Source organism: Nonomuraea sp. 3N208 (assembly GCF_052245935.1).
Lineage (GTDB): Bacteria > Actinomycetota > Actinomycetes > Streptosporangiales > Streptosporangiaceae > Nonomuraea.
Genome location: NZ_JBQQBR010000030.1, coordinates 1 through 21,563, shown reverse-complemented (window position 1 = coordinate 21,563; position 21,563 = coordinate 1). Strand labels below are relative to the sequence as shown.

The following is a 21,563-nucleotide window of genomic DNA, read 5'->3' as shown; positions in this document are numbered from 1 at the left end:
TGTCTTCAGAAGTCGCACCCTTTAATTCGGCTAGCCATCCGCACTAATCGAGGAGGAGCGTGGACCACAACCGGGCCGACAGCCACGCGACCGACTCGACGAGTCGCGGCGGATCGGCAGGAGCCCCCGCGGACCAGGCCACCGTGCGCCGCTCCAACCTCGCCCTCGTGCTGCGTCACGTGAGCGCGTGCGGCCCGTGCTCCCGGTCGGCCGTCGCTGTCGCGACCGGGTTGAACAAGGCCACCGTCACCAGCCTGGTGAACGAGTTACAGGCGCGCGGGCTGGTCAAGGAGATGGGGCCGCAGTACGAGGGCTCCGTCGGCCGCCCGGGTGTCGCGCTCGCCCTGGATGGCTCCCGGGTCGGCGCCCTGGGCGTGGAGGTCAACGTCGACTACATCGCCGCGATCGCCACCGACCTGGCCGGAAGAGTGCTCATCGACCGGCGCATCGGCTTCGACGCCATGGGCTCCGGCCCCGAACGCTCACTGGACGAGCTGGCCCGCATGGTGGAGAGGACCGTCGCCGACCTCGACCGGCTCGGGGTCACGCCGGCCGGGATCACTGTGGCCGTCCCCGGCCTGATCGACACCACCACCGGCACCGTCGTCGTCGCCCCGAACCTCGGCTGGCGCGGGGAGGCGGTGGCCGAGCGGCTGTCCCAAGCGGACATCGCGGGGGACATCCCCATCGCGGTGGACAACGACGCCAACCTCGCCGCCCTGGCCGAGTACACCTCGGGCGTCGCGGCGGGCACCTCCGACCTGGTCTGCCTCACCGGCGAGGTGGGCGTCGGCGGCGGCGTCATCTCCGGCGGCCGGCTGCTGGGCGGGGCGGACGGTTTCGCGGGAGAGGTCGGCCATGTCATGATCGATCCGTCCGGCGAGCGGTGCCGCTGCGGCCGCGTCGGCTGCTGGGAGACCAAAGTCGGGCTGGCCGCGCTGGTCCGCATGGCCACGCCCGACCGCGCGTACGGCACGGGCCCGCAGGTCGTCCGCGACCCGGAGGAGCGGCTGGCCGAGATCGAGCAGCGGCGAGCCGAAGGAGATCCCCGCGTCGACGCCGCCGTCGCGGAGGTGGGCCGGTGGCTCGGGATCGGAGCGGCCATGCTGATCAACCTCTTCAACCCACGGGTGATCGTGCTGGGCGGCTACTTCGCCCGGCTCGCCGACTCGCTCATCCCCGCGGCACAGCAGGAGCTGGCACGCATGGGCATGAGCGACGCCGTCGAGCGCTGCCGGTTCGCCGCCTCCGACCTCGGCTTCGGCGCCGCCTCTCGCGGAGCGGCCGGAGTCGTCGTCGAACGAGCACTGTCCGACCCCACCAGCATCTCCATCCGAATGTCTCCGGCCATCGGGGTGATCGAGGGAACCCCGACGGCCTGGTCGCCCCACTCACCCTGACCCGCGCGCCCGCCACGCGGTCCCGACCCGCCCCCACCCCTGAACACCCCGTCCGCCTGACCGCCCCGTTCCGCACCGTCTCGGCACATTCCGCGTGCCGCGGCCATGACGTATGACGTATGCCGTCTCGCGGACGGGCACCGTCGTGCCCTTACCCTGCCGTGCCTTTCTGCCCAGTGCTCTTTTCCACCCAGAACGTCCCGCCCGCCTGATCGGCCGTCCGAGCCGCACCGGCACCGTTGACGCCGACCTCGGTGCTGCCGCGGTGGTGCCAACCGGCGCCGTCAGGCGGGCGGGGCACGGCCACACCGAACCGAGGGAGGCCCCTGTGCCGCGGTCACCATCCGGCTCCTCATCCCTGCTCGTGATGCGGGGAATCGTCAAGCAGTTCCCCGGCGTGCGCGCTCTGGACGGCGTGGACCTGGAGGTCAAAGCCGGAGAAGTGCACTGCCTGCTCGGCCAGAACGGTGCCGGGAAGTCCACGCTCATCAAGATCCTGTCCGGAGCCCACGAACCCGACGAGGGCGAGGTGCTGCTCGACGGCGCGCCCGTACGGCTGGCGCCGCCGACAGCGGCGATGCGCCACGGAATCGCCACCATCTACCAGGAACTCGATCTGGTGGACGGGCTGAGCGTGACGGAGAACATCTTCCTCGGCCACGAGCCGGCGACCTTCGGATTCTCCCACCGGGCCGAGACCGACCGGGCGACGGCCGAGCTGCTCCAGCGGCTGGGGCACGGCGAGATCCGCCCCCGCACCGAGGTGGGCTGGCTGTCACCGGCGCACAAGCAGATCGTCAGCATGGCCAGGGCGCTGTCGCACTCGGCCCGGCTGATCATCATGGACGAGCCGTCGGCCGCGCTCGACCACGACGAGGTCGGCAACCTGTTCCGGGTGATCCGCGACCTCACCTCCCAGGGCGTGGCGGTGATCTACATCTCCCACCGGCTGGAGGAGATCCGCGAGATCGGCGACCGGGTCACCGTGCTGAAGGACGGGCGCACGGTCGCGGTGGGGCTGGCGGCCAAGGACACCCCGACCTCGCAGATCGTGGCGCTGATGACCGGCCGCAACGTCGAGTACGTCTTCCCGCCCCGGCCAGGCAGGGTCGCGGGCAGGGACGCCCATGAGGGGCGGCCCGAGGTGCTGCGGGTGGAGAACCTGACACTGCCCGGCCGGTTCGCGGACGTGTCGTTCAGCATCCGGGCCGGGGAGATCGTCGGACTGGCCGGCCTGGTCGGCTCCGGCCGCAGCGAGATCATCGAGGCGATCTACGGCGCGCGGCGAGCCGGCGGCCGGGTCGTGCTCGACGGGAAGACAGTGCGGCCGGGCAGCACGACCCGCGCGGTGCGGATGGGCATGGGCCTGGCCCCCGAGGAGCGCAAGGCACAGGCGTTGCTGCTGGACCACTCCGTCGCGCAGAACATCACGCTGGCGAGCCTGAGCCGCTACACCAAGCCGAGGTGGCTGGGCTGGCTCGACCGCCGGACCGAGTTCGCCGAGGCTCAACGGCTGTCGGAGGCGCTGGACATCCGTCCGCCCGATCCGCGCCGGCCGATCAGGACCCTGTCGGGCGGCAACCAGCAGAAGGCGGTGCTGGGACGCTGGCTGGCTGCCGAGGACCGCAAGCTGCTGTTGCTGGACGAGCCCACCCGCGGTGTGGACGTCGGCGCCCGCGCCGAGCTGTACGCGCTGGTGCGCAAGCTGGCCGACGACGGCATCGGGGTGCTGCTGGTGTCCAGCGAGGTGCCCGAGGTGCTCGGCCTGGCCGACCGGGTGCTGGTCATCCGCGAGGGCCGGGTCGTCCATGAGGCGCCGGCCGAGGACCTGGACGAGCACCGGGTGCTCGACCTGGTGATGGTCTCCGCAGGACAGCCGCCCGGGTCCGAGGTTGCCCATCCCGTCTCCGAAGGAGCATTCCATGACTGAGGTCGATCAGGCCGCGCCGGCCGGTCCGCGTATCAAGGCGGCGGGACCTGGCGGGCGGTTCGGCCCGCTGGGCGAGGTCCGGCATCTGGGGCTGGTCGCGGCGCTGGTCCTGCTGGCGATCGTGGGACTGGTGACGAAACCGGAGAACTTCGCCACCTCCTCCAACTTGGTGAGCATCCTGGCGCTGGCCTCGACCATCGGGGTCATCACCGTCGGCATGACGTTCGTGATCATCGGGGGCGGCATCGATCTGTCGGTGGGCGCGCTGATGGCGTTGGCGTCGGTGTGGGCGACCACGCTGGCGACCCAGTCCTACGGGCCGGTCGTGATGATCGTGTGCGCGGTGCTGGTGGGCACCGGCGCGGGCCTGCTGAACGGGTTCTTGATCGCCTATGGCCGGATGGTGCCGTTCATCGCGACGCTGGCGATGATGGTCGCGGGGCGCGGCCTGGCGCAGCGGATGTCCAACCAGCGCACGCAGCTGGTGCAGCCGGACAACTCGATGATCGTGAGCCTGTCGACCACGCGGGTGCTCGGGCTGCCCCTGCTGGTGTACGTGTTCGCGCTGGTGGTGCTGGTCGGCTGGCTGCTGCTCAACCGCACGACGTTCGGCCGGCGCACCTACGCGGTGGGCGGCAACCCCGAGGCGGCCCGCCTGGCCGGCATCGACGTGCGCAGGCACACGCTGATGCTGTACGCCCTGTCGGGGTTGTGCTGCGGCATCGCCGCAGTGCTGATCATGGCCAGGACCACGACCGGGTCGTCCACGCACGGCGACCTGTACGAGCTGGACGCGATCGCCGCGGTGATCATCGGCGGGACGCTGCTGAGCGGCGGCCGGGGCACGATCATCGGGTCGATCCTCGGCCTGCTGATCTTCACTGTGATCACCAACCTGTTCATCCTGAACGGCCTGAACACCGCCGACCAGCTCGTCGCCAAGGGCGCGATCATCGTCGCCGCCGTGCTGCTGCAGCGGCGAAGCCTCAGAACACACACCTGACACCAGAGCCGGATCGTCACCTTTCCGGCTTCAGCAAGGAGAGAACAGATGGACAAGAACGTCGCCCGGCGCGGCTTCCTCTTCAGCGGCGCCGCCCTCGGCGCGGGCGCCCTCGTCAGCGCCTGCACCAGCAACGAGCCGGCCGCCACCCCGCAGGCGAGCGGGCCGGCCGCCGCTCCCACGGCGAACAGCGGCAACGACGCCCCCGGCGAGAAGGTCGTCATCGGCTTCTCGGCCCCGGCCGCCGACCACGGCTGGATCGCCGCCATCAGCAAGAACGCGGCGGACGCGGCCAAGCAGTACTCCGACGTCGAGTTCAAGCCGGTCGAGCCGACCAACGACATCAACCAGCAGATCTCGGCGGTGGAGTCGCTGATCCAGGCGAAGGTCAACGTGCTGGTGATCCTGCCGAACGACGGCCAGCAGCTCAACCAGGTCGCCCGGCAGGCCATGGACGCGGGCGTCCCGGTGGTCAACGTGGACCGCGTCTTCCCGGACAAGCTGTCGTACCGGGCGTGGATCGGGGGCGACAACTACGGCATGGGCGTGGCCGCCGGCCACCACATCGGGAAGAAGCTGAAGGACAAGGGCGTCTCCAACCCGGTCATCCTGGAGATTCAGGGCATCGCCACGCTGCCGCTGACCCAGGACCGCAGCAAGGGCTTCGCCGACGCCTTGAAGACGTACGGTTTCGCCGTGACCGCGCAACAGGACGCCAAGTTCACGGTGGAGTCCGGCACGCAGGTGGCCAGCAACCTGCTGCAGGCGCACAAGAAGATCGACGCGATCTGGAACCACGACGACGACCAGGGCATCGGCGTGCTGGCCGCGATCAAGGAGGCCGGCCGGGACGAGTTCTTCATGGTCGGCGGCGCGGGCTCGGCCAACGCGATGCGTGACATCCAGGCCGACAGCGGCGTGCTGAAGGCCACCGTCACCTATCCTCCGACCATGGCCGCCTCGGCGATCAAGATCGCCCGGCTGATCGCTCAGGGCAAGGGCATGAGCGACCTGCTGGAGCAGCAGGTCCCGCAGTCGATCACCCTGGCCTCGGAGACCATCACCAAGGACAACGCCGCCCAGTACCTGCCCCTCGGGTTCGAGTCATGAGCCCCGTCATCGGGATCGGCATGGTCGGCTACGCGTTCATGGGCCGTGCCCACTCCCAGGCGTGGCGCAGCGTGGACGCGTTCTTCGACCTGCCGGTCAAACCCGCGATGGTGGCCGTGGCGGGCAGATCCGCCGAGGCGACCGCGCACGCGGCTGGGAAGCTGGGGTGGGCCCACGCGGAGACCGACTGGAAGCGCCTCCTCGACCGCGACGACGTGCAGATCATCGACATCTGCACGCCCGGCGACTCACACGCCGAGATCGCCGTCGCGTCCCTCGAGGACGGTCTGCGGGTGCAGCGGATGCCGGAGGCCGTCGAGCAGAGCGCGGCTGAGGGCAGCCGCTTCACGACTGTGGAGGATTCATGACGAGACCGGTCACGTTGTTCACCGGGCAGTGGGCGGACCTTCCGTTCGAAGAGGTCTGCCGGCTGGCTTCTGAATGGGGCTACGACGGCCTGGAGATCGCCTGCTGGGGCGACCACTTCGAGGTCGACAAGGCCCTCGCGGACGACTCCTACATCGAACGCAAGAAGGAGACCCTGGCCAAGTACAACCTCGGGGTGTGGACGATCTCCAACCACCTGGTCGGCCAGGCGGTCTGCGACCATCCCATCGACGAGCGCCACAAGGGCATCCTGCCCGCCCGCATCTGGGGCGACGGCGAACCCGAAGGCGTACGGCAGCGCGCCGCCGAAGAGATCAAGAACACCGCCCGAGCGGCGGCCGCGCTCGGCGTCACGACCGTCGTCGGCTTCACCGGCTCGTCGATCTGGCACACGCTGGCGATGTTCCCGCCGGTGCCCCCGTCGATGATCGAGGCGGGGTACGCCGACTTCGCCGACCGCTGGAACCCGATCCTCGACGTCTTCGACGAGGTGGGTGTGCGCTTCGCCCACGAGGTGCACCCCAGCGAGATCGCCTACGACTACCACACCACGGTGCGCACGCTGGAGGCCATCGGACACCGGCCGGCCTTCGGCCTGAACTGGGACCCCTCGCACATGGTGTGGCAGGACCTGGACCCGGCGAACTTCATCCTCGACTTCGCCGACCGGATCTACCACGTGGACTGCAAGGACGCCCGGGTGGCCACCCGCGACGGACGGCGCGGCCGCCTGTCCTCCCATCTGGCCTGGGCCGACCCCCGGCGCGGCTGGGACTTCGTGTCCACCGGCCGGGGCGACGTGCCGTGGGAGGCGTGCTTCCGGGCGCTCAACCACATCGGCTACGACGGCCCGATCTCCATCGAGTGGGAGGACGCGGGCATGGACCGGCTGCACGGCGCGCCGGAATCCCTCGCCTACATCCGCTCGCTCAACGCCATCACCCCGCCAGCCGCCGCCTTCGACGCCGCCTTCTCCTCCGAATAACGCAAAACGCGCCGGGCGGCGGCCGCGTCGTGGCCGCCGCCCGCCAGAAACCGACCCGCCGTGGACATCTCGCCGTGGGCATCCCCGTCCCGGCGAACCATCGCGAGAGGAGACAGATGAGAACCGGAGTATGGCTGATCGGAGCACGAGGATCGGTCGCGGTCACCAGCATGCTCGGGGCGCTGGCGGTCCGGGCGGGCCTGGCCGAACCGACCGGGTGCGTCCTGGAGTCGCCCGAACTGCACAGCGACGCCCTCCCTGGCATCGGGGACCTGGTCTTCGGCGGCCACGATATCTCCTCGATCCCCCTGGGTAAGAAGGCCGCCGCCCTGGCCGAGGCGGGAGTCGTCCCCGCGCGGCTGGCCGAGGCCGTGCGGGACGCGCTGTCCGAGGTCGAGCAGGACGTCCGGCCCCTGCCGGTCCACGACACCCAAGCCGAGGCCGCGGACGCCATCGGCGCTGATCTGGACCGCTTCCGCCGGCGGCACCGGCTGGAGCGCGTCGTCGTGATCAACGTGTCGACCACCGAACCGGCGCCGCCACCCCATCCCGCCCACGCCGATCTCGACGCGCTGCGGGCCGCGCTGGACGGACCGGAGCCCGTCCTGCCGCCCAGCGCCCTGGCCGCCTACGCCGCCCTGCGAGCCGGCTGCCCGTTCGTCGAATTCACGCCCTCCACCGGCGCCCGCCTGCCCGCCCTCGACACCCTGGCCAGCAGGGAGGGGCTCCCGTACGCGGGCCACGACGGCAAGACCGGCGAGACTCTGGTCAAGTCGGTGCTCGCCCCGATGTTCGCCCGGCGCAACCTGAAGGTGCGCACCTGGTCCGGGATCAACCTGCTGGGCGGCGGCGACGGCGCGAACCTGGCCCAGCCGGCGGCCAACGCGGCCAAGTCCGCCAGCAAACAACGCGTGCTCGCCGAGGCACTCGGCTACGTCCCGCAGGGTGAGACCCGGATCGACTTCGTCGAGGACCTCGGCGACTTCAAGACCGCCTGGGACCTGATCTCCTTTGAAGGCTTCCTCGGAGCCCGCATGCGCATGGAGTTCACCTGGCACGGCTGCGACTCGGCTCTGGCCGCGCCGCTGGTCCTGGACCTGGCGCGGCTGACCGCGGCCGCTCACCGGGCCGGGCGCACGGGCCCGCTCACCGAACTGGCCTTCTTCTTCAAGGATCCCCTCGGAGAGGTACCGCACGGGCTGGCCGAGCAGTGGCAGGCGTTGCGGGCCGCCGTGGATGCACTCGGCTCGGGGGAGGGGCGGTGACGACGCGATGACGGCGCTCCGCGATCTGATCGAGCTGGTCCGGGCGCCGGCCGCGGCACCGTCTACCGGGTGCTGGACCGGGCGGCCAACGCGATGCCCAGCTCGACCGATACCGCGAGCGGAGGCGAGTGACGTGTCAAAGCCGGGAATCCGCAATGATGTGGACCGAGATCGGCTGAGCATGAATCCGGCTTTCCGCATGGCGGTGTGATGAGATCCGACGTGTTCCTGGCCGACTGCCCAGCCCGTACCACCTTGAATCTGGTGGCCGACACCTGGTCTGTCGTCGTCGTGTTCGGGCTGGGGCGCGGTCCGCTGCGCTATACCGAACTGCGCGACCGGATCGGCGGAATCAGTAACAAGATGCTGACCCAGACTCTGCGCAAACTGGAGCGCGGCAACCTCGTGGAGCGGCGAGCCCTTCGCACCGCGCCAGCCGGCGTGGAGTACCGTCTGACTCCCCTCGGCGAGAGCCTGCTCGGGCCGGTCTCCGTGCTCGCCCGGTGGGCCGAGGAGCACGCGGCCGAACTCGGAGACGCCGACAGCGGCTGACCTCCGTGGAGAACCATACGGTTCCCCACGGCTCCCTAACGTTGCCACCATGAAGATCGGAAGCAGTGACCTGGAAGTGTCCCCGCTGTGTCTGGGGGGCAACGCCTTCGGCTGGACCGCCGACGAGGACGCCTCATTCGCCGTACTGGACGCCTACACCGAGGCGGGCGGCAACTTCATCGACACCGCCGACATGTACAGCCACTGGATACCTGGCGGAAGCGGCGGCGAATCGGAGAGGATCATCGGCCGCTGGATGAAGGCCCGCGGCAACCGGGACCAGATGGTGATCGCAACCAAGGTGGGCGCCTTGCCGGGCCTGGACAACCTGGCGCCGCAGACGATCCGGCGCGGCGCCGAGGATTCGCTGCGACGGCTGGGGACCGACCACATCGACCTCTACTACGCGCACGTGGACGACCCCGGCACTCCGCTTGCCGAAACACTTGGTGCGTTCGACGCACTGGTGCGGGCCGGCCTGGTCCGGCACATCGCGGCGTCCAACATCACCGCGAACCGGCTGTCAGCGGCATTGGAAATCTCGGCACGCGACGGGCTGGCGCCGTACGTCGCCCTGCAAGCGGAGTACAACCTGGTGCAGCGCGAAGGCTATGAACGGGATCTGGCGCTCACTGTCACCCGGACTGGGCTGGCCTGCCTGCCTTATGTCGCGCTGGCACGCGGGTTCCTCACCGGGAAGTACCGCCCCGGCGGTCTGCACGTGAACAGCCCCCGTGCCGACCGGGCACGCGCTCACCTCGAGGGCAACGGTCCCGCTGTGCTGGTGGCCCTGGACGAGGTGGCCGCCGCGCACCAGACCCCGATCGCCGCTGTCGCGCTCGCCTGGCTGGCCGCCCAGCCCACCGTGGCCACCCCTCTGGCTGGCGCCCGCAACCCGGGCCAGCTGGCTGACCTGCTCCCGTTCCTGACGCTACGGCTCACCACCGACGAAGTCACCCTGCTGGACAAGGCCAGCTCCTGGACGTAGCAGCATCATCGACAAACACGCCATCGCTGCCGATGATCTGCGCGCCCTGCTCACCGGCAGGGACGCCTCCGCAGACCAAGATCAGCTATTGGCGCGGAATCGCATGATTCTTCCCTGGTGCCCCTGCGCGCTGTTGCCAGTGCCGCTGTGCTAGTGGCCCGATTCAACAATCGAATCGGTTCGGCCCGAACGTCGGTCCTGCATGCCGCAGCCGTCAACGGTGACCGCGAGACCGACAGGATTAGGCCGCAAAGGGCTTCTCTGGGCGAAGAGGGTATGAGAACCGCGGGCGCATCTGGCATGAAACTTTCAGTGGGGCGCGCCAGAGAGACATGGGATGTACCCATCTCTTTCAAGGAGCGGCGAGTTCAACTGGGGACCGCGTGGCCACCGCCTGAAACACTTCGTTTCGCGTATTCTCCGGAAGCCCCTGGACACTGGCACAGGTTTGGCCGTAAAAAGACATCCCATGTCCGTGCTCGATGATGAGCGCTTCGGAGGCCGGCAGGAGAGCTCCCGTCCGCCCATGAGGCGAGGCCGCGGCGCGCCGTCGTCGCCGACCCCGCTCCGCCACGGAGGTGCCGATCGACTCGCCCGGGCCGGGCGGGACCCATCATCGTTCAGGAGAAGCACCATGTCGGGAATGTCCTCGCGACGCAGAAATCGTCAATCCACGGCGTTGGTGATCGTTCCGCCCGCCGCCTCTTTCGACGCCGTCTTTCCCCTCCGACTGAACCTTGGGAGCCCTATGACTACCGGAGTCGCGATGCGGAACCTGCGAGTGCGGACCTGGTCGGGGACGAACCTACTGGGCGGAGGCGACGGCGCGAACCTGGCGGAGCCGGGCGGCCTGGGACCTGGTCGCCTTCGAGGGCTTTCTCGGCCGCCGCATGCGCATGGCCTTCACCCGGCACGGATGCGACTCCGCGCTCGCCGCGCTGCTGATACTCGACCTGGCCCGGCTGGCCGCCGCCGCGTATGACGCAGGCCGCGCGGACACGCTGCCCGAGCTGGCATTCTTCTTCAAGGATCCGATCGGGCCGGTGCCGCACGGCCTTGCAGACCAGTGGCGGCTGCTGTGCGACTTCGCGAGCGGCCTGCGCGATGGTCCCGGACCGGACAACGAAATGGGCAACCTTCGGCGGTAATTGCCGACTATAAGGGAGAGAAGATGACATACAGCGACAGCGGGACGGACCCATTAGACCCCGCATACGCACAGGATCCCGCCATAAAGATCAATCCTCATATTCCCCATCCAGCTCGGATATACGACTATCTACTGGCGGGCAAGGACCACTTTGCGTCCGATCGCGCGGCTGCCGAGGCGCTCATCGAGGTGTCGCCGGGCACGCGTGAGGGCGTGCGCGCGCATCGCGCCTTCCTCGGCCGGGCGGTGCGCTACCTGGCCGCCGAGGCGGGCATCACCCAGTTCCTCGACATCGGAACGGGGATCCCCACCCAGGACAACACCCACGAGATCGCCCAAGAGGTCAATCCCGAGGTCCGGGTGGCCTATGTAGACAATGACCCGATCGTTTTGGTGCACGGCCGTGCCCTGCTGGCCGGCGACCCAGCCGGAATGACCGCCATGGTCGAGGCGGACCTGCGGCAACCCGAGGAGATACTCTCCAACCCTGAGATCCAGCACGTGATGGACTTCACCCGCCCGGTGGCCGTCATCCTGGCCGGGGTCTTGCATTTCATCACCGACGAGGAAGATCCGTACGGACTGGTCGATCGGCTCAAGGCCGCCGTGCCCAGCGGGAGTCACCTGCTGCTGTCGCACATCACACTCGACTTCGCCCCAAAGGTGCGCCGCGAGGACTTCACCAAGCCCTACGACAACAGCACCGCCCCCATGGTGCCCCGCACCCACGACGAGACGCTGCGCTTCTTCGAGGGCTGGCACCTGGTCGAGCCGGGCCTCGTCGAGGTGGTGGAGTGGCGACCGGACCCCACCGAATACCAGGAACCCATCCCCGGCGGCCACGCCTGGGCCTACGGCGGCCTCGCGATCAAACCTTGAAGCGGCGCGTGGGCCGCCGGGTCCACACGCCATCCCACCCCCGGACGATGTGAGCTCCCGGTCGCGCAGAAGCGCCCGGAGGTCACACCGAAAGAGCCCCATCGAGTGTTAGCGTTAACAAGGTGGAGTCAGGCTCAGAAACCCAGGTGCGATCGCCTTACGCGTTCGTTGTCGGGCCTATCCCGGAGCGCAGCCACCGTCTCCTGACGACTCCAGCAAGACGCCGCTTCGGCCCTTACGCCTTCTGAAGGCCCGTACGCCTGCCTTCTGACCCTGCCGGTTCACCACCAGCCGAAGGCGGCCCAGGTCAGGACGGGTGCGACGACGATCGAGATCAGGCCGTAGATGAGCAGCTGGCGGAACAGGCGGGATCTGGCCGAGGGCTCGGCGGCGCCGAGGATGAGGCCGCCGGTGATGCCGAGCGGGTTGAGGTCGACCAGCACCGAAGCCAGGGCCAGGGCGAGCACGCCGCCGACCGGGGAGACGCCGGCGGCCACCAGTGGCGGCAGGAGGGGCATGACGGTCGCGAACACCGCGATGGAGCTGGCGGCGAAGGAGGTGATGCCGGCGACGTAGCACAGCACCAGCAGGCTGAGCAGCGGCGAGCATCGCGGCCCCCGGGCGCGATGACGTCATCCTCGCTGAGATCAAGCCTGATGACGATCTCCGTGAGGGCTTTGGCAAGGGTGCGTTCGAGCGTGGTCATGATGGGCTCCTGGCTGGGTCGTTGAGGCCGGCGGGTTCGGAGACTGCGTCAACCTGACGCCGGCTCGGCAAGCCGGGCTTCCAGGTCGGCGATCATCTGGGTGAGCAGGCTGGTGTTCTCCTGCCGGACTGCTTGCGGGCGAATGACCCCTCCCGGGAGCGGGCCGGGCCGGCCGGTCAGGCGTTGAAGATGGCCTCGGAGCGGTCGCGGTTTTCGTGCAGGTCCCAGTACAGGGGGGCGATCTTCTCGGGCGTGGCCGTCGGGCTGCCTGCCGGGCCGCCCTCGCCGATCCAGACGTTGATCGCCACGTGCGCGGCGTGCACGCCGCTGCCGGCCAGTTCCTTGTTCAGGTTGATCACCCAGTTGCGCAGAGCTGCTGCGGCCGCGTTGACGTTGCCGAACATCGGCACCGGGTCCACGGATCCGCCGCCGGTGGTGAACAGCAGGGTCCCGGCACCGGCCTCCCGCATGGCGGGCAGTACCGCCTGGGCCGCCGTGACGGCGCCGTAGAAGTTGTACTCGATCTGCGGCTGCAGATTGTCCACCGTGACCTCCGAGGGAGCGGCCAGGGTGAGGCCGGGCACGGGGGAGTGCGGGGCCGGAGAGTACTCCAGTACGTCGATGCCGCCGAAGCGGGCCTTGGCCGCGTCCAGGGCATCGGTCAATGAGGGGCGGTCGAGGATGTCGGCGGGGAACGCGGCGGCCGTGATGCCTTCCTGGCCGAGCTGGGCGACCAGCGTTTCCAGCTTCTCCTTGGTACGGGCGATCAGAGCGACGTCGAAGCCGCGACTGCCGAAGGTGCGGGCGATGGCCAGGCCCATGCCGGGGCCGGCGCCGACGATGGCGAGAGTGGGCACGTGAGATCTCTTTCGTGTTGTGACCGCCGGGACATGCGGAGATCGGACGCCCGGCTGGCGTGTGGATCAGGTGTCTAGATCAGGCGTGGGCGACGTGGTCGGCGGGAACCGCGCAGCCGTCCTGGCCGCAGATCGCCGCGTCGTTGTCGGCGACGAGAACGGTCGGGTGGGTCTCGTCCCAGACCTGGTGCAGGATGCCGAGCAGGGTGTCGGTGTCCTGCGCTCCAGGAAGGGCGTATCGGCCGTCGACCACGATGTACGGCGTGCCGGTGGCCCCCAGACGCTGCGCCGTCTCCATGTCGTCCTGGACCTGCTGCCCGAAGCGGCCCTCGGTGAGCACGCGCCGGGTCTTCTCGCGTTCCAGGCCGATCTCGTCGGCCAGGCCGAGGAGATCGTCGAGGTCGAAGACGGGCCGAGCCTGGCCGAAGTAGGCCCGGAAGATCGCGTTCCACGCGACGCGGTTCTTGCCCTCCGCCGAGGCGTGGGCGAGGAACTCGTGGGCGAGCCGGGTGTTGCCGACCTGATTGTCCAGCACCCGGTAGGGGCTCAGGCCCTCCTGCTCGGCCATCGCCTCGATCTGGCGGGTCGACGCCTCCAGGCGGGCGCCGGCCAGGCCGTACCTCCGCAACAGGGCCTCGCGGACACTGATCGTGCTGCCGACGGTGAAACCGTCGCTCAGCGGGAACGAGCGGTGGATCACTTCCACCTCGGCGCCGTGCTCGAACCGCTCCACGGCGCGGTCCAGGCGGTGGCTGCCCAGGCCGCACCAGGGGCAGGCGATCTCGGACCATATCTCGACTCTCATGGCGCACCCCCAATTCCTACTTTTTGTGCGTAGCGCCATGATGGACCAGTATGGAAGGCCGTACAAAAGGCACATCGATGTGCGTGCCGGAAGGGAATGTGCGCCATGGACGTCGCAGCCCGGTCAGGTGCCGCAGCAGACCGAGGACCGTGCGCCGGCATCCCCGCCGAGCAGATGGACTTCATCCGCCAGGTACTGGACCGCGTCGGGGATAAGTGGAGCCTGCTGTTGATCGCCGCACTTGAGGCCGGCCCGCTGCGCTACACCGACCTGCAGCGCGACGTCCCCGGCATCTCACAGCGGATGCTCACCCTTACCGTGCGCCAGCTCCAGCAGGACGGCTTGGTGACCCGGACCGCCTACGCGGAGGTGCCGCCGCGTGTGGAGTACGCCCTCACCCCCCTGGGCCACAGCCTCCACCACATCGTCACGTCCCTGATCACCTGGGTCGCCGACCACCACGACCAGATCCGCGAACACCGGGCCCACACCGCCACCAGGCCCTGATGCCCGACCCGTTTCGGGTGCCTTCGGTGTTCATGGGGCACATCCTCCTGATGGTGGGGTCAGCTACCTGGTGGTGGCTGCCGTTCGGCAGAGGTGATGCGGGTGGCGTACAACCGGTAGGCCTTGCGCGCGGCCGGGTCGGTGCCGTCGACGAGGGCAACGCTTTGCTCCAGCGCTGCGCGGTGGAGCGATGGCGAGTCGGTCGGGCAGAGCGCGGGCACCGGCGGCGTCCAGGACGCGGCGGATGGTCTTGGGGGCAACCTGGTACTTGCGGGCCAGGGCCTTGACGGCGGCACCCTGACGGTAGGCCTCCACGACGGTGGCGGCCTTGTTCTGGTCGATGGCGGCGGGGCGGCCGAGGGTCTTGCAGTCGGCCATGGCGGCGGCAACGCCCTCGCGGGTGTTCTCGCTGATCATGTCGCGCTGGAACTCAAGCACGGCGGCCAGGACGGAGACCATCATCTTGGTTCCGGGATCGTCGCTGGCCAGGTCGATGCCGGACAGCAGCCCGGATTCGACGCGTAGGTGCAGGCCGCGGCGGATGAGCACCGGGCGCAGGGCGAGGATGTCGGCGACCGAGCGGAACAGGCGAGCGGCGTCGGCGATGCGGATAGTGTCGCCCACGGCCGCGGCGATCAGCGCCCGATCCGCGTCGTCCAGGTAGAAGAACCGTTCCAGCTCCGCTTGCGACGGAGCACCCGAGAAGCGGCCGTACGCGGCCGCCTCGCCATCACTCAAGAACTCAACCGGCATAGACGCCGAAGGTAGGGCAGTCCCAGCGAACAGGACGAGTGGAAGATCAAATAGTTAGCCGAGGGCACCCGCTAACGGGACTTTTCGCTCGGATGCTCGTCATGCCCCGTCAAGGAGGCGGCGGCGCCGAGTGGATCGGCTACTTCGGCTACCCCAACTGCTACCTGTGGAAGGTCACGACCGCCGCCTGACCTGATCAGGTGCGGATGTGAGGGCGGCGACGGTCAGCGTCAAGTGCTGGGCCAGTACCTCGGTGGCGGTGTCGGCGTCACGGGCCAGCACCGCCTCCTCCAGGCGGCGGTGCTCCGCGGCGCCGTCGCGGTCGGGCGTGCGCTGCGCCGACCAGCGGCGGGCCAGCTCGCCGGCCGTCCATAGCCTGTCGAACGTGTCCAGCAGCACGGGGTTGCCGCACCCGTCCAGCAGCGTCCGGTGGAAGACGCGGTGTGCCTCCGACCACGCGCTGCTGTAGTACTCGCCTTCCTCCGGCACGTACGGCGGTGTGCGGGTCAGGCGGTGGTGGGCCGCGCGCACCCGTGCCTCCCAGTCGAGGTCGCCGCGCTCGATCGCCAAGCGCAGCATGACCGGCTCGATCGTACGGCGGGCCTCCGCGATCTCCTGCCACCGCCGGTCCGAGAAGTCGGGGACGGCGAAGCCGCGGTTGGGCAACCGCACCGCGATGCCCTCGCCAACCAGCCGCACTAGGGCCTCGCGTACGACGGCCAGGCTGACCTGGTGCTGCTGGGCCAGCTCCTGCGGCTTGAGCGCCTCGCCCGGGGCGTACTCGCCCCTCATGATCGCTTCCTGGAGCCGGGCGTGAACACGCTCGGAGAGCATCTGTTTCGTCGATGGGTCGGCCGTCTGCGTCATGTCCTCAGGATAGACCATTCGCCAAATAATCGATTATCCGTGCTATGGTCGATGATGTCCGGACGGCGCCCTCGATGGTGCCGTCCGCGTATGCCGACTCGTCGACTGACACCCTCACCATCTCAATGAAGGAACAGACGTGAACAACCCCTTTGCCCGCCTCCCCGAGGTGCCCTCCTTCACCGTCACCAGCACCACGCTGGCCGACGGCGCTCCCTGGCCCGCCGAGCAGATGTCCGGAGGCGTCCCGGGAGGCAAGGACATCTCCCCACAGCTGTCGTGGAGCGGCGCCCCTGAGGGGACGAAGAGCTACGCCGTCACGGTGTACGACCCGGACGCGCCGACCGGCTCCGGGTTCTGGCACTGGGCCGTGGCCGATATCCCCGCCACCGTCACCGCGCTGCCCGAAGGCGCGGGCGACGACACCGGCTCCGGCCTCCCCGAAGGCGCCTACCAGCTGCCCAACGACGCCCGCATGGCGCGTTACCTCGGCGCGGCCCCGCCGGCGGGGCACGGCCCGCACCGCTACCTCGTCGTGGTGCACGCCCTCGACACCGAGACCATCGGCGTCCCGGCCGACGCCACCCCCGCGTACCTCGGCTTCACCATCGCCGGCCACCTCCTCGGCCGCGCGGTCCTGACCGCCACCGCCGAAACCCCATGACCGTGACCCCGATCGAGCTCTCCGCGTCCGGCATCCACCTGTCCCGGGGCGGCAGGATCCACGCCGGCGCCCGGCCGGTGGACGCCGGGCGCGATGGCTGGCACCTGAAGGCGTTCCACGCCAGGACCGGTGCCGACGTCCACGCCGACCACTGGCAGGTGAACACCGAGGCCGAGGAGATCGTGTCCTGCATCATCGGCAAGATCCGCCTCTACCTCCGTCCGGAGCGGCCGGGACGGCAGGAGGAAGAGGAGGAGGAGATCAGGCTGACGGCCGGCACCGCCGCCATCGTCCCGCGCGGACGGTGGCACCGGATCCAGCTCGACATCCCCAGCACCATCATGACCATCACTCCGCCGTGTGGCGGCCGTTTGGAGAGACGCGCCGACCCCCTCTGACGGCGCCTGCTCTCTGATGGCGCGCACCTTCTGGTGGCCGACGCCCTCCAACGGCACCCGCTCTTGAACGGCCACCGCGTGATGCTCCGAATACGACCAAGTGCCCGGAGGTGTGCGGTGGCCGTCCCTACGTGCCTTACAACCCCAGATAACCGCCTCCTCGCCGAAGTGGGGTGACGCGCTGGCCCAGTCGGTCACGGCCGCGCGGGGCGATCGCCTGCTCGGCGCGCCTTCATGATCGCTCGTGTACGTGGGCGGGTCTCGAGGTCCGGGCATATTTTCGGCATTGTCGTGAGTCCGTATGCCGCGCCGTACGTGCGGACCGGGTTTCTGTTCCTTTAGAGGAGCGGAGCCTGGCGTGATGTTTTCCTGCGGTGTACGGCTATCGCCGCCCCGAGGGCGAGGGTGGCGTACCCGCAGGTCACGGTCAAGCCTGCCCATGGCGGGAGCGGGTAGTAGCCCCCGAGCAGTGACTGGTCCACGTCCACATGCGCGAAAGTGGGGATGCTCTGCGTGATCGCGAACCCTGCGGCGGGGGTGATCATCAGCAGCCATGGCGCCTGGCCCGCGGCCGCCAGCAGGTAGGGCACGACGATCAGCGCGATGGCCAGTCCGATGGCGACGATGCCCCGCTTGACCAGCGCGGCGAGGCCCAGGGCCAGCACGGCGGCGGCCGCGGTCAGCGCCGCGTAGCCGACGATCACTCGGAGCTCGGTACCCAGGGTGATCGGCTGAATCGGGTTCTGATTGGCACGCAATATCGCCAGGCCGACAGGGACCACGGCTCCCGAGGTCGCCAGCCCCGCCACGAACGCGACCGCGCCGACCACCATGGCCTTGGCCGCCAGCAGCCGCGCTGGATGCGGCTCGGCCGGCAGGTTGGTCCTGATCAGCCCGCGCCGGTGTTCCGCGGTGAAGAACGTGACCGCCGCCACGAGCACCGGGATCAGGCCCAGGGCCCCGCCGATCAGCATGAGGTCAGCGCGCAGGCCGCCTTCCACCGTGGCGGGCCCGATGTCACCGCTCCCGGTCACGAGGAGCTTGTCGCCGGACTCGACGGCCCGGCCGGGGTGGTGCGGGGTCTTGCCGTCGGACTCCAGGGAGACGCCGACGTCGTCGTGCCGCCATGAACCGTTCGCGCCCTGCAGCGTGATCTGGTCGAAGGTGGCGGTGGCCTGGGCGAAGGCTTTCGCCATTTCCCACAAGGCGCCTGGTGAGGTGGCGAACAGCCCGATCTCGACCGTCTCCGGCAGCCCGGTCAGCTTGACCGTGCTGACTTCGGTCCACGTCTTGCCGTCGTCGGACTCGTAGCCGGTGATGGTGTCGCCCGACCTGGTCAGCCGCAGCCACTGCGGGCCATTGTGAGGACCGCCGGGCACGTCGTGGGTGAAGTTGTACTGCATCCGCACGCCGTGGCTGCCGGTGAGCATGACGGCGGCATACGGTGTGCCCTGTTTGAGGCTCTGCCTGACCAGGAGGCCGGCCTTCGCCCACGGCACCACTCCCTCCTTGACGTTGCGCACCCCGGGTATGGCGTCCGGCAGTCGGATCTGCCCGGTCATGTCCGACACGCGGGCGGTGATGCTGCCGTTCCCCTTGAGCGGCTGGTGCACGAAGTAGTACCTGTCGCTCACCGCCGTGCCATCAGGTCCCACCAATGGCGCGGGGCAGGGGCCCTCCCCCTTCCCGGTCACGCAGGCGGTGCGGGCGCCCCCGGCGATCAGCAGTCCGAGCGACACGGTGACCAGCACGGAGGCCGCCATGGCGAGCATCCAGCCCAGCCCGGAGCGGAACTTGGTCCACTCCGCGTGCAGCACCTGAGGGAAACGATCCTGCCCGGCCCGTTGGCTAGATCGGTAGGGCGTGAAGGAACTCATGCCGACGGTTGTACGCGGCACCCGGTTCCAGCTCGGTCGCAGCGGCTGCGACCCGGCTGGAACCTGGGATCTGGCATCGTTGAAGCATGGCACCTCGACTCGGCGGCCGGTTCGGCCGCCCCGCCCGCACGAGGACCGGCGGTGAGTGGCGGTGAGGGTCCTCGTCGTCGAGGACTTCGAGGTCCTCGCCCGCTCCATCGGCACCGGGCTGCGCCGCGAGGGCATGGCCGTCGACGTCGTCCTGGATGGGACGGCGGCCCTCGACCGCCTGGCCGTGACCCGCTACGACGTGGTGATCCTCGATCGCGACCTGCCCGGCGTCCACGGGGATGAGATCTGCCGGAGACTGGCCCATGGCCGCTGTGAGACCCGCGTGCTGATGCTGACGGCCTCCGGCACGATCGAGGACCGCGTCGATGGGCTCAGCCTCGGTGCCGACGACTACCTGCCCAAGCCGTTCGCGTTCGCCGAACTCATCGCCCGCGTCCGTGCTTTGGCCCGCCGCGCCACCCCGCCGCTGCCGCCGACCCTGGCATGCGGGGACATCACCCTCGATCCGGCCCGCCGCATCGCGTCTCGGGCCGGTCGGCGTCTTGAGCTGAGCCCCAGGGAGTTCGCTCTGCTCGAATGTCTGCTGGCCGTGCCCGGTCGGGTCATCTCCGCTGAGGAGCTGCTCGAACGCGTGTGGGACGAGGCCGCCGACCCCTTCAGCAGTGCCGTCAAGCACACCATGCACCGGTTGCGGGCCAAGCTCGGCGATCCGCCCGTGATCGAGACCATCCGCGAAGGCGGCTACCGCATCGGACCGTCATGACCACCCGGCGGCTCGCCAGAAGGTCGTTGCAGACGCGGCTGGCGCTCGCCTACGCGGCGGGCGTCTACGCCGCCGGGTTCTTGGTGCTCGTGTTCGTCGCCGTCCCGCTCGCCAGCGTCCATGCGGCCATCCCCAAAGGCCCCTCATCGAGTGCGATCACCGAAACCGGGCCTGGGATCAGCCTGCCTCAACTTCTCACGGGATCCGCTGTGGCCCTGGTCCTTCTGATTCCCATCGCGCTGGCTCTCGGCTGGTACGTCGCCGGCCGGTTCCTGCACCCGCTGCGCGCCATCACCGCCACCGCCAAAATCATCTCCGCCGGGAACCTCCACCGGCGCCTCGACCTCGGCGAGCCTGCGGACGAGCTGACCGAACTCGGCCACACCCTCGACGACCTGTTCGCCCGCCTTCAAGCTTCCTTCGACGCCCAACGCCACTTCGTCGCCAACGCCTCCCACGAGCTGCGCACTCCGCTCGCCGGCCTGCGTACCCTCCTTGAAGTCGCCCTCGCCGACCCCGACGCTGACGCCGAGGCCCTGCGCTCGGTCTGCCGGGAGGCCCTCGCTCTGGGCGAACACCAGGAACGACTCGTCCAAGCACTGCTCACCCTGGCCACCAGCGAGCGCGGCGTCACCCGCTGGGACACCCTCGACCTCGCCGGGATCGTCGCAGGAGTGCTCGCCACCCGCCGCGACCAAGCAGCGCAGAAAGGCATCGGCCTAACTGAACACCTCAAGCCCGCAGTAACGACCGGGGACCCGAGACTGATCGAAAGCCTCGTCGCCAATCTCATCGACAACGCCATCCGCCACAACCACCCGGACGGGCATGTAAAGATCACCACTCAGACCTCCGGCGCCCAGGTGGCCCTCACGGTCACCAACAGCGGGCCAGTCATCCCCGGCAATCAGATCCAGCGACTCTTTCAACCCTTCCAGAAGCTGGCGCCCGATCGTCATGGCCGCCGTGACGGCTACGGCCTCGGCCTCGCCATCGTCAACGCCGTCACGGACGCTCACCACGCCACCCTCACCACCAGCGCACGCCCCGAAGGGGGCCTGTCCGTCATCGTGCGGTTCGCGCACGGATTTCATCCGAACCATCCCTGATGTCTGGGGACGGCTGCGCAGGGGCTCGCGAGTGTCCGGTACGACCTCAAGTGGAGGGCTCCGTACGATCTCATGGGTAGGTCGTTCTGGGGGCAGACCAAGTACGGGAGAAAGGGGCAGTGGCCCCTGCTCTCCGCGGAAAAGGGCTGGTCAGTGGGTACGGCGGGGCGAGGAGGGTGGTAATGGCGGCGATGGGTTCGGCGCCGGGTTCGACGTAGCGCATGGCGGTGCGAGGAGTCTTATGCGGCATGGCGCCTCCATGGGTACCAGAACGTCCCTCTAGAAAAACACGCCTCACACCAGGATGAGAATGGCCGCGACCGCCACCATCACCGCGGCGGTGAGGCCGTGGACGCCGAACGCCACCGCCCGCGGACCCCCGTTCCTGAGCACGACGACCATGTCGCCCAGCGGGGCGAACACGCTGGCGAGAATCAGCCAACCGAGCATGTGCTGGTTTCCCGTCACGAGGGCCGGGAGCACGACGAGCCCGGCCGTGATGTCCCGTACGCCCTTGACGGTCAGGTACGCGTTCATGGACACGGGAACCCCGTAGC

Annotated in this window: 23 protein-coding genes; 16 read left to right on the top strand and 7 right to left on the bottom strand. The window is 69.4% G+C overall.

Annotated elements, in window-relative coordinates:
- Positions 1–59 precede the first annotated feature (59 nt).
- The 11 genes from ACTWPT_RS37985 (at position 60) to ACTWPT_RS37935 (ending at position 11,649) form a co-directional block, all read left to right on the top strand.
- Positions 60–1,400 carry an ROK family protein gene (locus ACTWPT_RS37985; protein ID WP_443182351.1) on the top strand — a complete coding sequence of 447 codons (1,341 nt, stop codon included), beginning with the start codon at positions 60–62 and terminating at the stop codon, positions 1,398–1,400.
- A 328-nt stretch (positions 1,401–1,728) separates the two neighbouring features.
- Positions 1,729–3,330, top strand: coding sequence for a sugar ABC transporter ATP-binding protein (locus tag ACTWPT_RS37980; protein ID WP_443182350.1), 1,602 nt, complete (start codon positions 1,729–1,731; stop codon positions 3,328–3,330).
- Positions 3,323–4,333 (top strand): ABC transporter permease, encoded by a 1,011-nt coding sequence (locus ACTWPT_RS37975; protein WP_443182349.1) that lies wholly within the window; start codon positions 3,323–3,325, stop codon positions 4,331–4,333. The genes ACTWPT_RS37980 and ACTWPT_RS37975 overlap by 8 nt, the downstream gene beginning before the upstream one ends.
- Before the next feature lie 48 nt (positions 4,334–4,381).
- Positions 4,382–5,443 carry a substrate-binding domain-containing protein gene (locus tag ACTWPT_RS37970; RefSeq protein ID WP_443182348.1) on the top strand — a complete coding sequence of 354 codons (1,062 nt, stop codon included), beginning with the start codon at positions 4,382–4,384 and terminating at the stop codon, positions 5,441–5,443.
- Entirely contained in the window at positions 5,440–5,811 is a 372-nt protein-coding gene (locus tag ACTWPT_RS37965; protein WP_443182347.1) for a Gfo/Idh/MocA family oxidoreductase, read from the top strand. Before ACTWPT_RS37970 ends, ACTWPT_RS37965 begins: the two co-directional genes overlap by 4 nt.
- Entirely contained in the window at positions 5,808–6,815 is a 1,008-nt protein-coding gene (locus ACTWPT_RS37960) for a sugar phosphate isomerase/epimerase family protein (protein ID WP_443182346.1), read from the top strand. Before ACTWPT_RS37965 ends, ACTWPT_RS37960 begins: the two co-directional genes overlap by 4 nt.
- A 116-nt stretch (positions 6,816–6,931) precedes the next feature.
- Complete coding sequence (locus ACTWPT_RS37955; RefSeq protein WP_443182345.1) at positions 6,932–8,080, top strand: inositol-3-phosphate synthase; 1,149 nt, start codon at positions 6,932–6,934, stop codon at positions 8,078–8,080.
- A 210-nt stretch (positions 8,081–8,290) separates the two neighbouring features.
- Positions 8,291–8,632: a winged helix-turn-helix transcriptional regulator gene (locus ACTWPT_RS37950; protein WP_443182344.1), complete on the top strand. Its 342-nt coding sequence runs from the start codon at positions 8,291–8,293 to the stop codon at positions 8,630–8,632.
- A 49-nt stretch (positions 8,633–8,681) separates the two neighbouring features.
- Complete coding sequence (locus ACTWPT_RS37945) at positions 8,682–9,620, top strand: aldo/keto reductase (protein ID WP_443182343.1); 939 nt, start codon at positions 8,682–8,684, stop codon at positions 9,618–9,620.
- A gap of 890 nt (positions 9,621–10,510) precedes the next feature.
- A complete protein-coding gene (locus ACTWPT_RS37940) occupies positions 10,511–10,768 on the top strand; it encodes a hypothetical protein (protein WP_443182342.1) in 258 nt (85 codons plus the stop codon).
- A 23-nt stretch (positions 10,769–10,791) separates the two neighbouring features.
- A complete protein-coding gene (locus tag ACTWPT_RS37935; RefSeq protein ID WP_443182341.1) occupies positions 10,792–11,649 on the top strand; it encodes an SAM-dependent methyltransferase in 858 nt (285 codons plus the stop codon).
- A gap of 281 nt (positions 11,650–11,930) precedes the next feature.
- Here the strand turns inward: ACTWPT_RS37935 and ACTWPT_RS37930 are convergent, their stop codons facing one another.
- The 3 genes from ACTWPT_RS37930 to ACTWPT_RS37920 form a co-directional block, all read right to left on the bottom strand.
- Positions 11,931–12,233, bottom strand: a complete 303-nt coding sequence (locus ACTWPT_RS37930; protein WP_443182340.1) for a hypothetical protein — start codon at positions 12,231–12,233, stop codon at positions 11,931–11,933.
- A gap of 298 nt (positions 12,234–12,531) precedes the next feature.
- Positions 12,532–13,212 (bottom strand): SDR family NAD(P)-dependent oxidoreductase, encoded by a 681-nt coding sequence (locus ACTWPT_RS37925; protein ID WP_443182339.1) that lies wholly within the window; start codon positions 13,210–13,212, stop codon positions 12,532–12,534.
- Between the two features lie 79 nt (positions 13,213–13,291).
- On the bottom strand, positions 13,292–14,017 hold the full coding sequence (locus ACTWPT_RS37920) for a DsbA family oxidoreductase (protein ID WP_443182338.1): 726 nt from the start codon (positions 14,015–14,017) through the stop codon (positions 13,292–13,294).
- Between the two features lie 105 nt (positions 14,018–14,122).
- Here ACTWPT_RS37920 and ACTWPT_RS37915 point away from each other — a divergent pair, with 105 nt between their 5' ends.
- Positions 14,123–14,524, top strand: coding sequence for a winged helix-turn-helix transcriptional regulator (locus tag ACTWPT_RS37915; protein ID WP_443182337.1), 402 nt, complete (start codon positions 14,123–14,125; stop codon positions 14,522–14,524).
- Positions 14,525–14,587: 63 nt separating this feature from the next.
- Here the strand turns inward: ACTWPT_RS37915 and ACTWPT_RS37910 are convergent, their stop codons facing one another.
- Positions 14,588–15,277: a recombinase family protein gene (locus tag ACTWPT_RS37910; RefSeq protein WP_443182336.1), complete on the bottom strand. Its 690-nt coding sequence runs from the start codon at positions 15,275–15,277 to the stop codon at positions 14,588–14,590.
- A 174-nt stretch (positions 15,278–15,451) separates the two neighbouring features.
- Positions 15,452–16,144 (bottom strand): GntR family transcriptional regulator, encoded by a 693-nt coding sequence (locus ACTWPT_RS37905; protein ID WP_443182335.1) that lies wholly within the window; start codon positions 16,142–16,144, stop codon positions 15,452–15,454.
- A gap of 139 nt (positions 16,145–16,283) precedes the next feature.
- Between ACTWPT_RS37905 and ACTWPT_RS37900 the strand changes: the two genes are divergently transcribed.
- On the top strand, positions 16,284–16,808 hold the full coding sequence (locus tag ACTWPT_RS37900) for a YbhB/YbcL family Raf kinase inhibitor-like protein (RefSeq protein ID WP_443182334.1): 525 nt from the start codon (positions 16,284–16,286) through the stop codon (positions 16,806–16,808).
- Complete coding sequence (locus ACTWPT_RS37895) at positions 16,805–17,206, top strand: cupin (protein WP_443182333.1); 402 nt, start codon at positions 16,805–16,807, stop codon at positions 17,204–17,206. The genes ACTWPT_RS37900 and ACTWPT_RS37895 overlap by 4 nt, the downstream gene beginning before the upstream one ends.
- 338 nt (positions 17,207–17,544) lie before the next feature.
- On the opposite strand, the gene ACTWPT_RS37890 is transcribed toward ACTWPT_RS37895, so the two are convergent.
- Positions 17,545–19,083, bottom strand: coding sequence for a hypothetical protein (locus ACTWPT_RS37890; RefSeq protein ID WP_443182332.1), 1,539 nt, complete (start codon positions 19,081–19,083; stop codon positions 17,545–17,547).
- Between the two features lie 151 nt (positions 19,084–19,234).
- Between ACTWPT_RS37890 and ACTWPT_RS37885 the strand changes: the two genes are divergently transcribed.
- Together ACTWPT_RS37885 and ACTWPT_RS37880 are read left to right on the top strand one after the other, a co-directional pair.
- Positions 19,235–19,897 (top strand): response regulator transcription factor, encoded by a 663-nt coding sequence (locus tag ACTWPT_RS37885; protein ID WP_443182331.1) that lies wholly within the window; start codon positions 19,235–19,237, stop codon positions 19,895–19,897.
- Positions 19,894–21,006, top strand: coding sequence for a sensor histidine kinase (locus ACTWPT_RS37880; protein WP_443182330.1), 1,113 nt, complete (start codon positions 19,894–19,896; stop codon positions 21,004–21,006). The genes ACTWPT_RS37885 and ACTWPT_RS37880 overlap by 4 nt, the downstream gene beginning before the upstream one ends.
- A gap of 294 nt (positions 21,007–21,300) precedes the next feature.
- On the opposite strand, the gene ACTWPT_RS37875 is transcribed toward ACTWPT_RS37880, so the two are convergent.
- A partial coding sequence (locus ACTWPT_RS37875; RefSeq protein ID WP_443182329.1) for a DUF4267 domain-containing protein occupies positions 21,301–21,563 on the bottom strand: 263 nt, incomplete at its 5' end.

Coding starts and splice junctions, on each gene's coding strand:
- ACTWPT_RS37975 (WP_443182349.1), top strand. CDS start 3,323: ATGACTGAGGTCGATCAGGCCGCGCCGGCCGGTCCGCGTATCAAGGCG.
- ACTWPT_RS37970 (WP_443182348.1), top strand. CDS start 4,382: ATGGACAAGAACGTCGCCCGGCGCGGCTTCCTCTTCAGCGGCGCCGCC.
- ACTWPT_RS37965 (WP_443182347.1), top strand. CDS start 5,440: ATGAGCCCCGTCATCGGGATCGGCATGGTCGGCTACGCGTTCATGGGC.
- ACTWPT_RS37960 (WP_443182346.1), top strand. CDS start 5,808: ATGACGAGACCGGTCACGTTGTTCACCGGGCAGTGGGCGGACCTTCCG.
- ACTWPT_RS37955 (WP_443182345.1), top strand. CDS start 6,932: ATGAGAACCGGAGTATGGCTGATCGGAGCACGAGGATCGGTCGCGGTC.
- ACTWPT_RS37950 (WP_443182344.1), top strand. CDS start 8,291: ATGAGATCCGACGTGTTCCTGGCCGACTGCCCAGCCCGTACCACCTTG.
- ACTWPT_RS37945 (WP_443182343.1), top strand. CDS start 8,682: ATGAAGATCGGAAGCAGTGACCTGGAAGTGTCCCCGCTGTGTCTGGGG.
- ACTWPT_RS37940 (WP_443182342.1), top strand. CDS start 10,511: ATGCGCATGGCCTTCACCCGGCACGGATGCGACTCCGCGCTCGCCGCG.
- ACTWPT_RS37935 (WP_443182341.1), top strand. CDS start 10,792: ATGACATACAGCGACAGCGGGACGGACCCATTAGACCCCGCATACGCA.
- ACTWPT_RS37920 (WP_443182338.1), bottom strand. CDS start 14,017: ATGAGAGTCGAGATATGGTCCGAGATCGCCTGCCCCTGGTGCGGCCTG.
- ACTWPT_RS37915 (WP_443182337.1), top strand. CDS start 14,123: ATGGACGTCGCAGCCCGGTCAGGTGCCGCAGCAGACCGAGGACCGTGC.
- ACTWPT_RS37910 (WP_443182336.1), bottom strand. CDS start 15,277: ATGCCGGTTGAGTTCTTGAGTGATGGCGAGGCGGCCGCGTACGGCCGC.
- ACTWPT_RS37905 (WP_443182335.1), bottom strand. CDS start 16,144: ATGACGCAGACGGCCGACCCATCGACGAAACAGATGCTCTCCGAGCGT.
- ACTWPT_RS37895 (WP_443182333.1), top strand. CDS start 16,805: ATGACCGTGACCCCGATCGAGCTCTCCGCGTCCGGCATCCACCTGTCC.
- ACTWPT_RS37890 (WP_443182332.1), bottom strand. CDS start 19,083: ATGAGTTCCTTCACGCCCTACCGATCTAGCCAACGGGCCGGGCAGGAT.
- ACTWPT_RS37880 (WP_443182330.1), top strand. CDS start 19,894: ATGACCACCCGGCGGCTCGCCAGAAGGTCGTTGCAGACGCGGCTGGCG.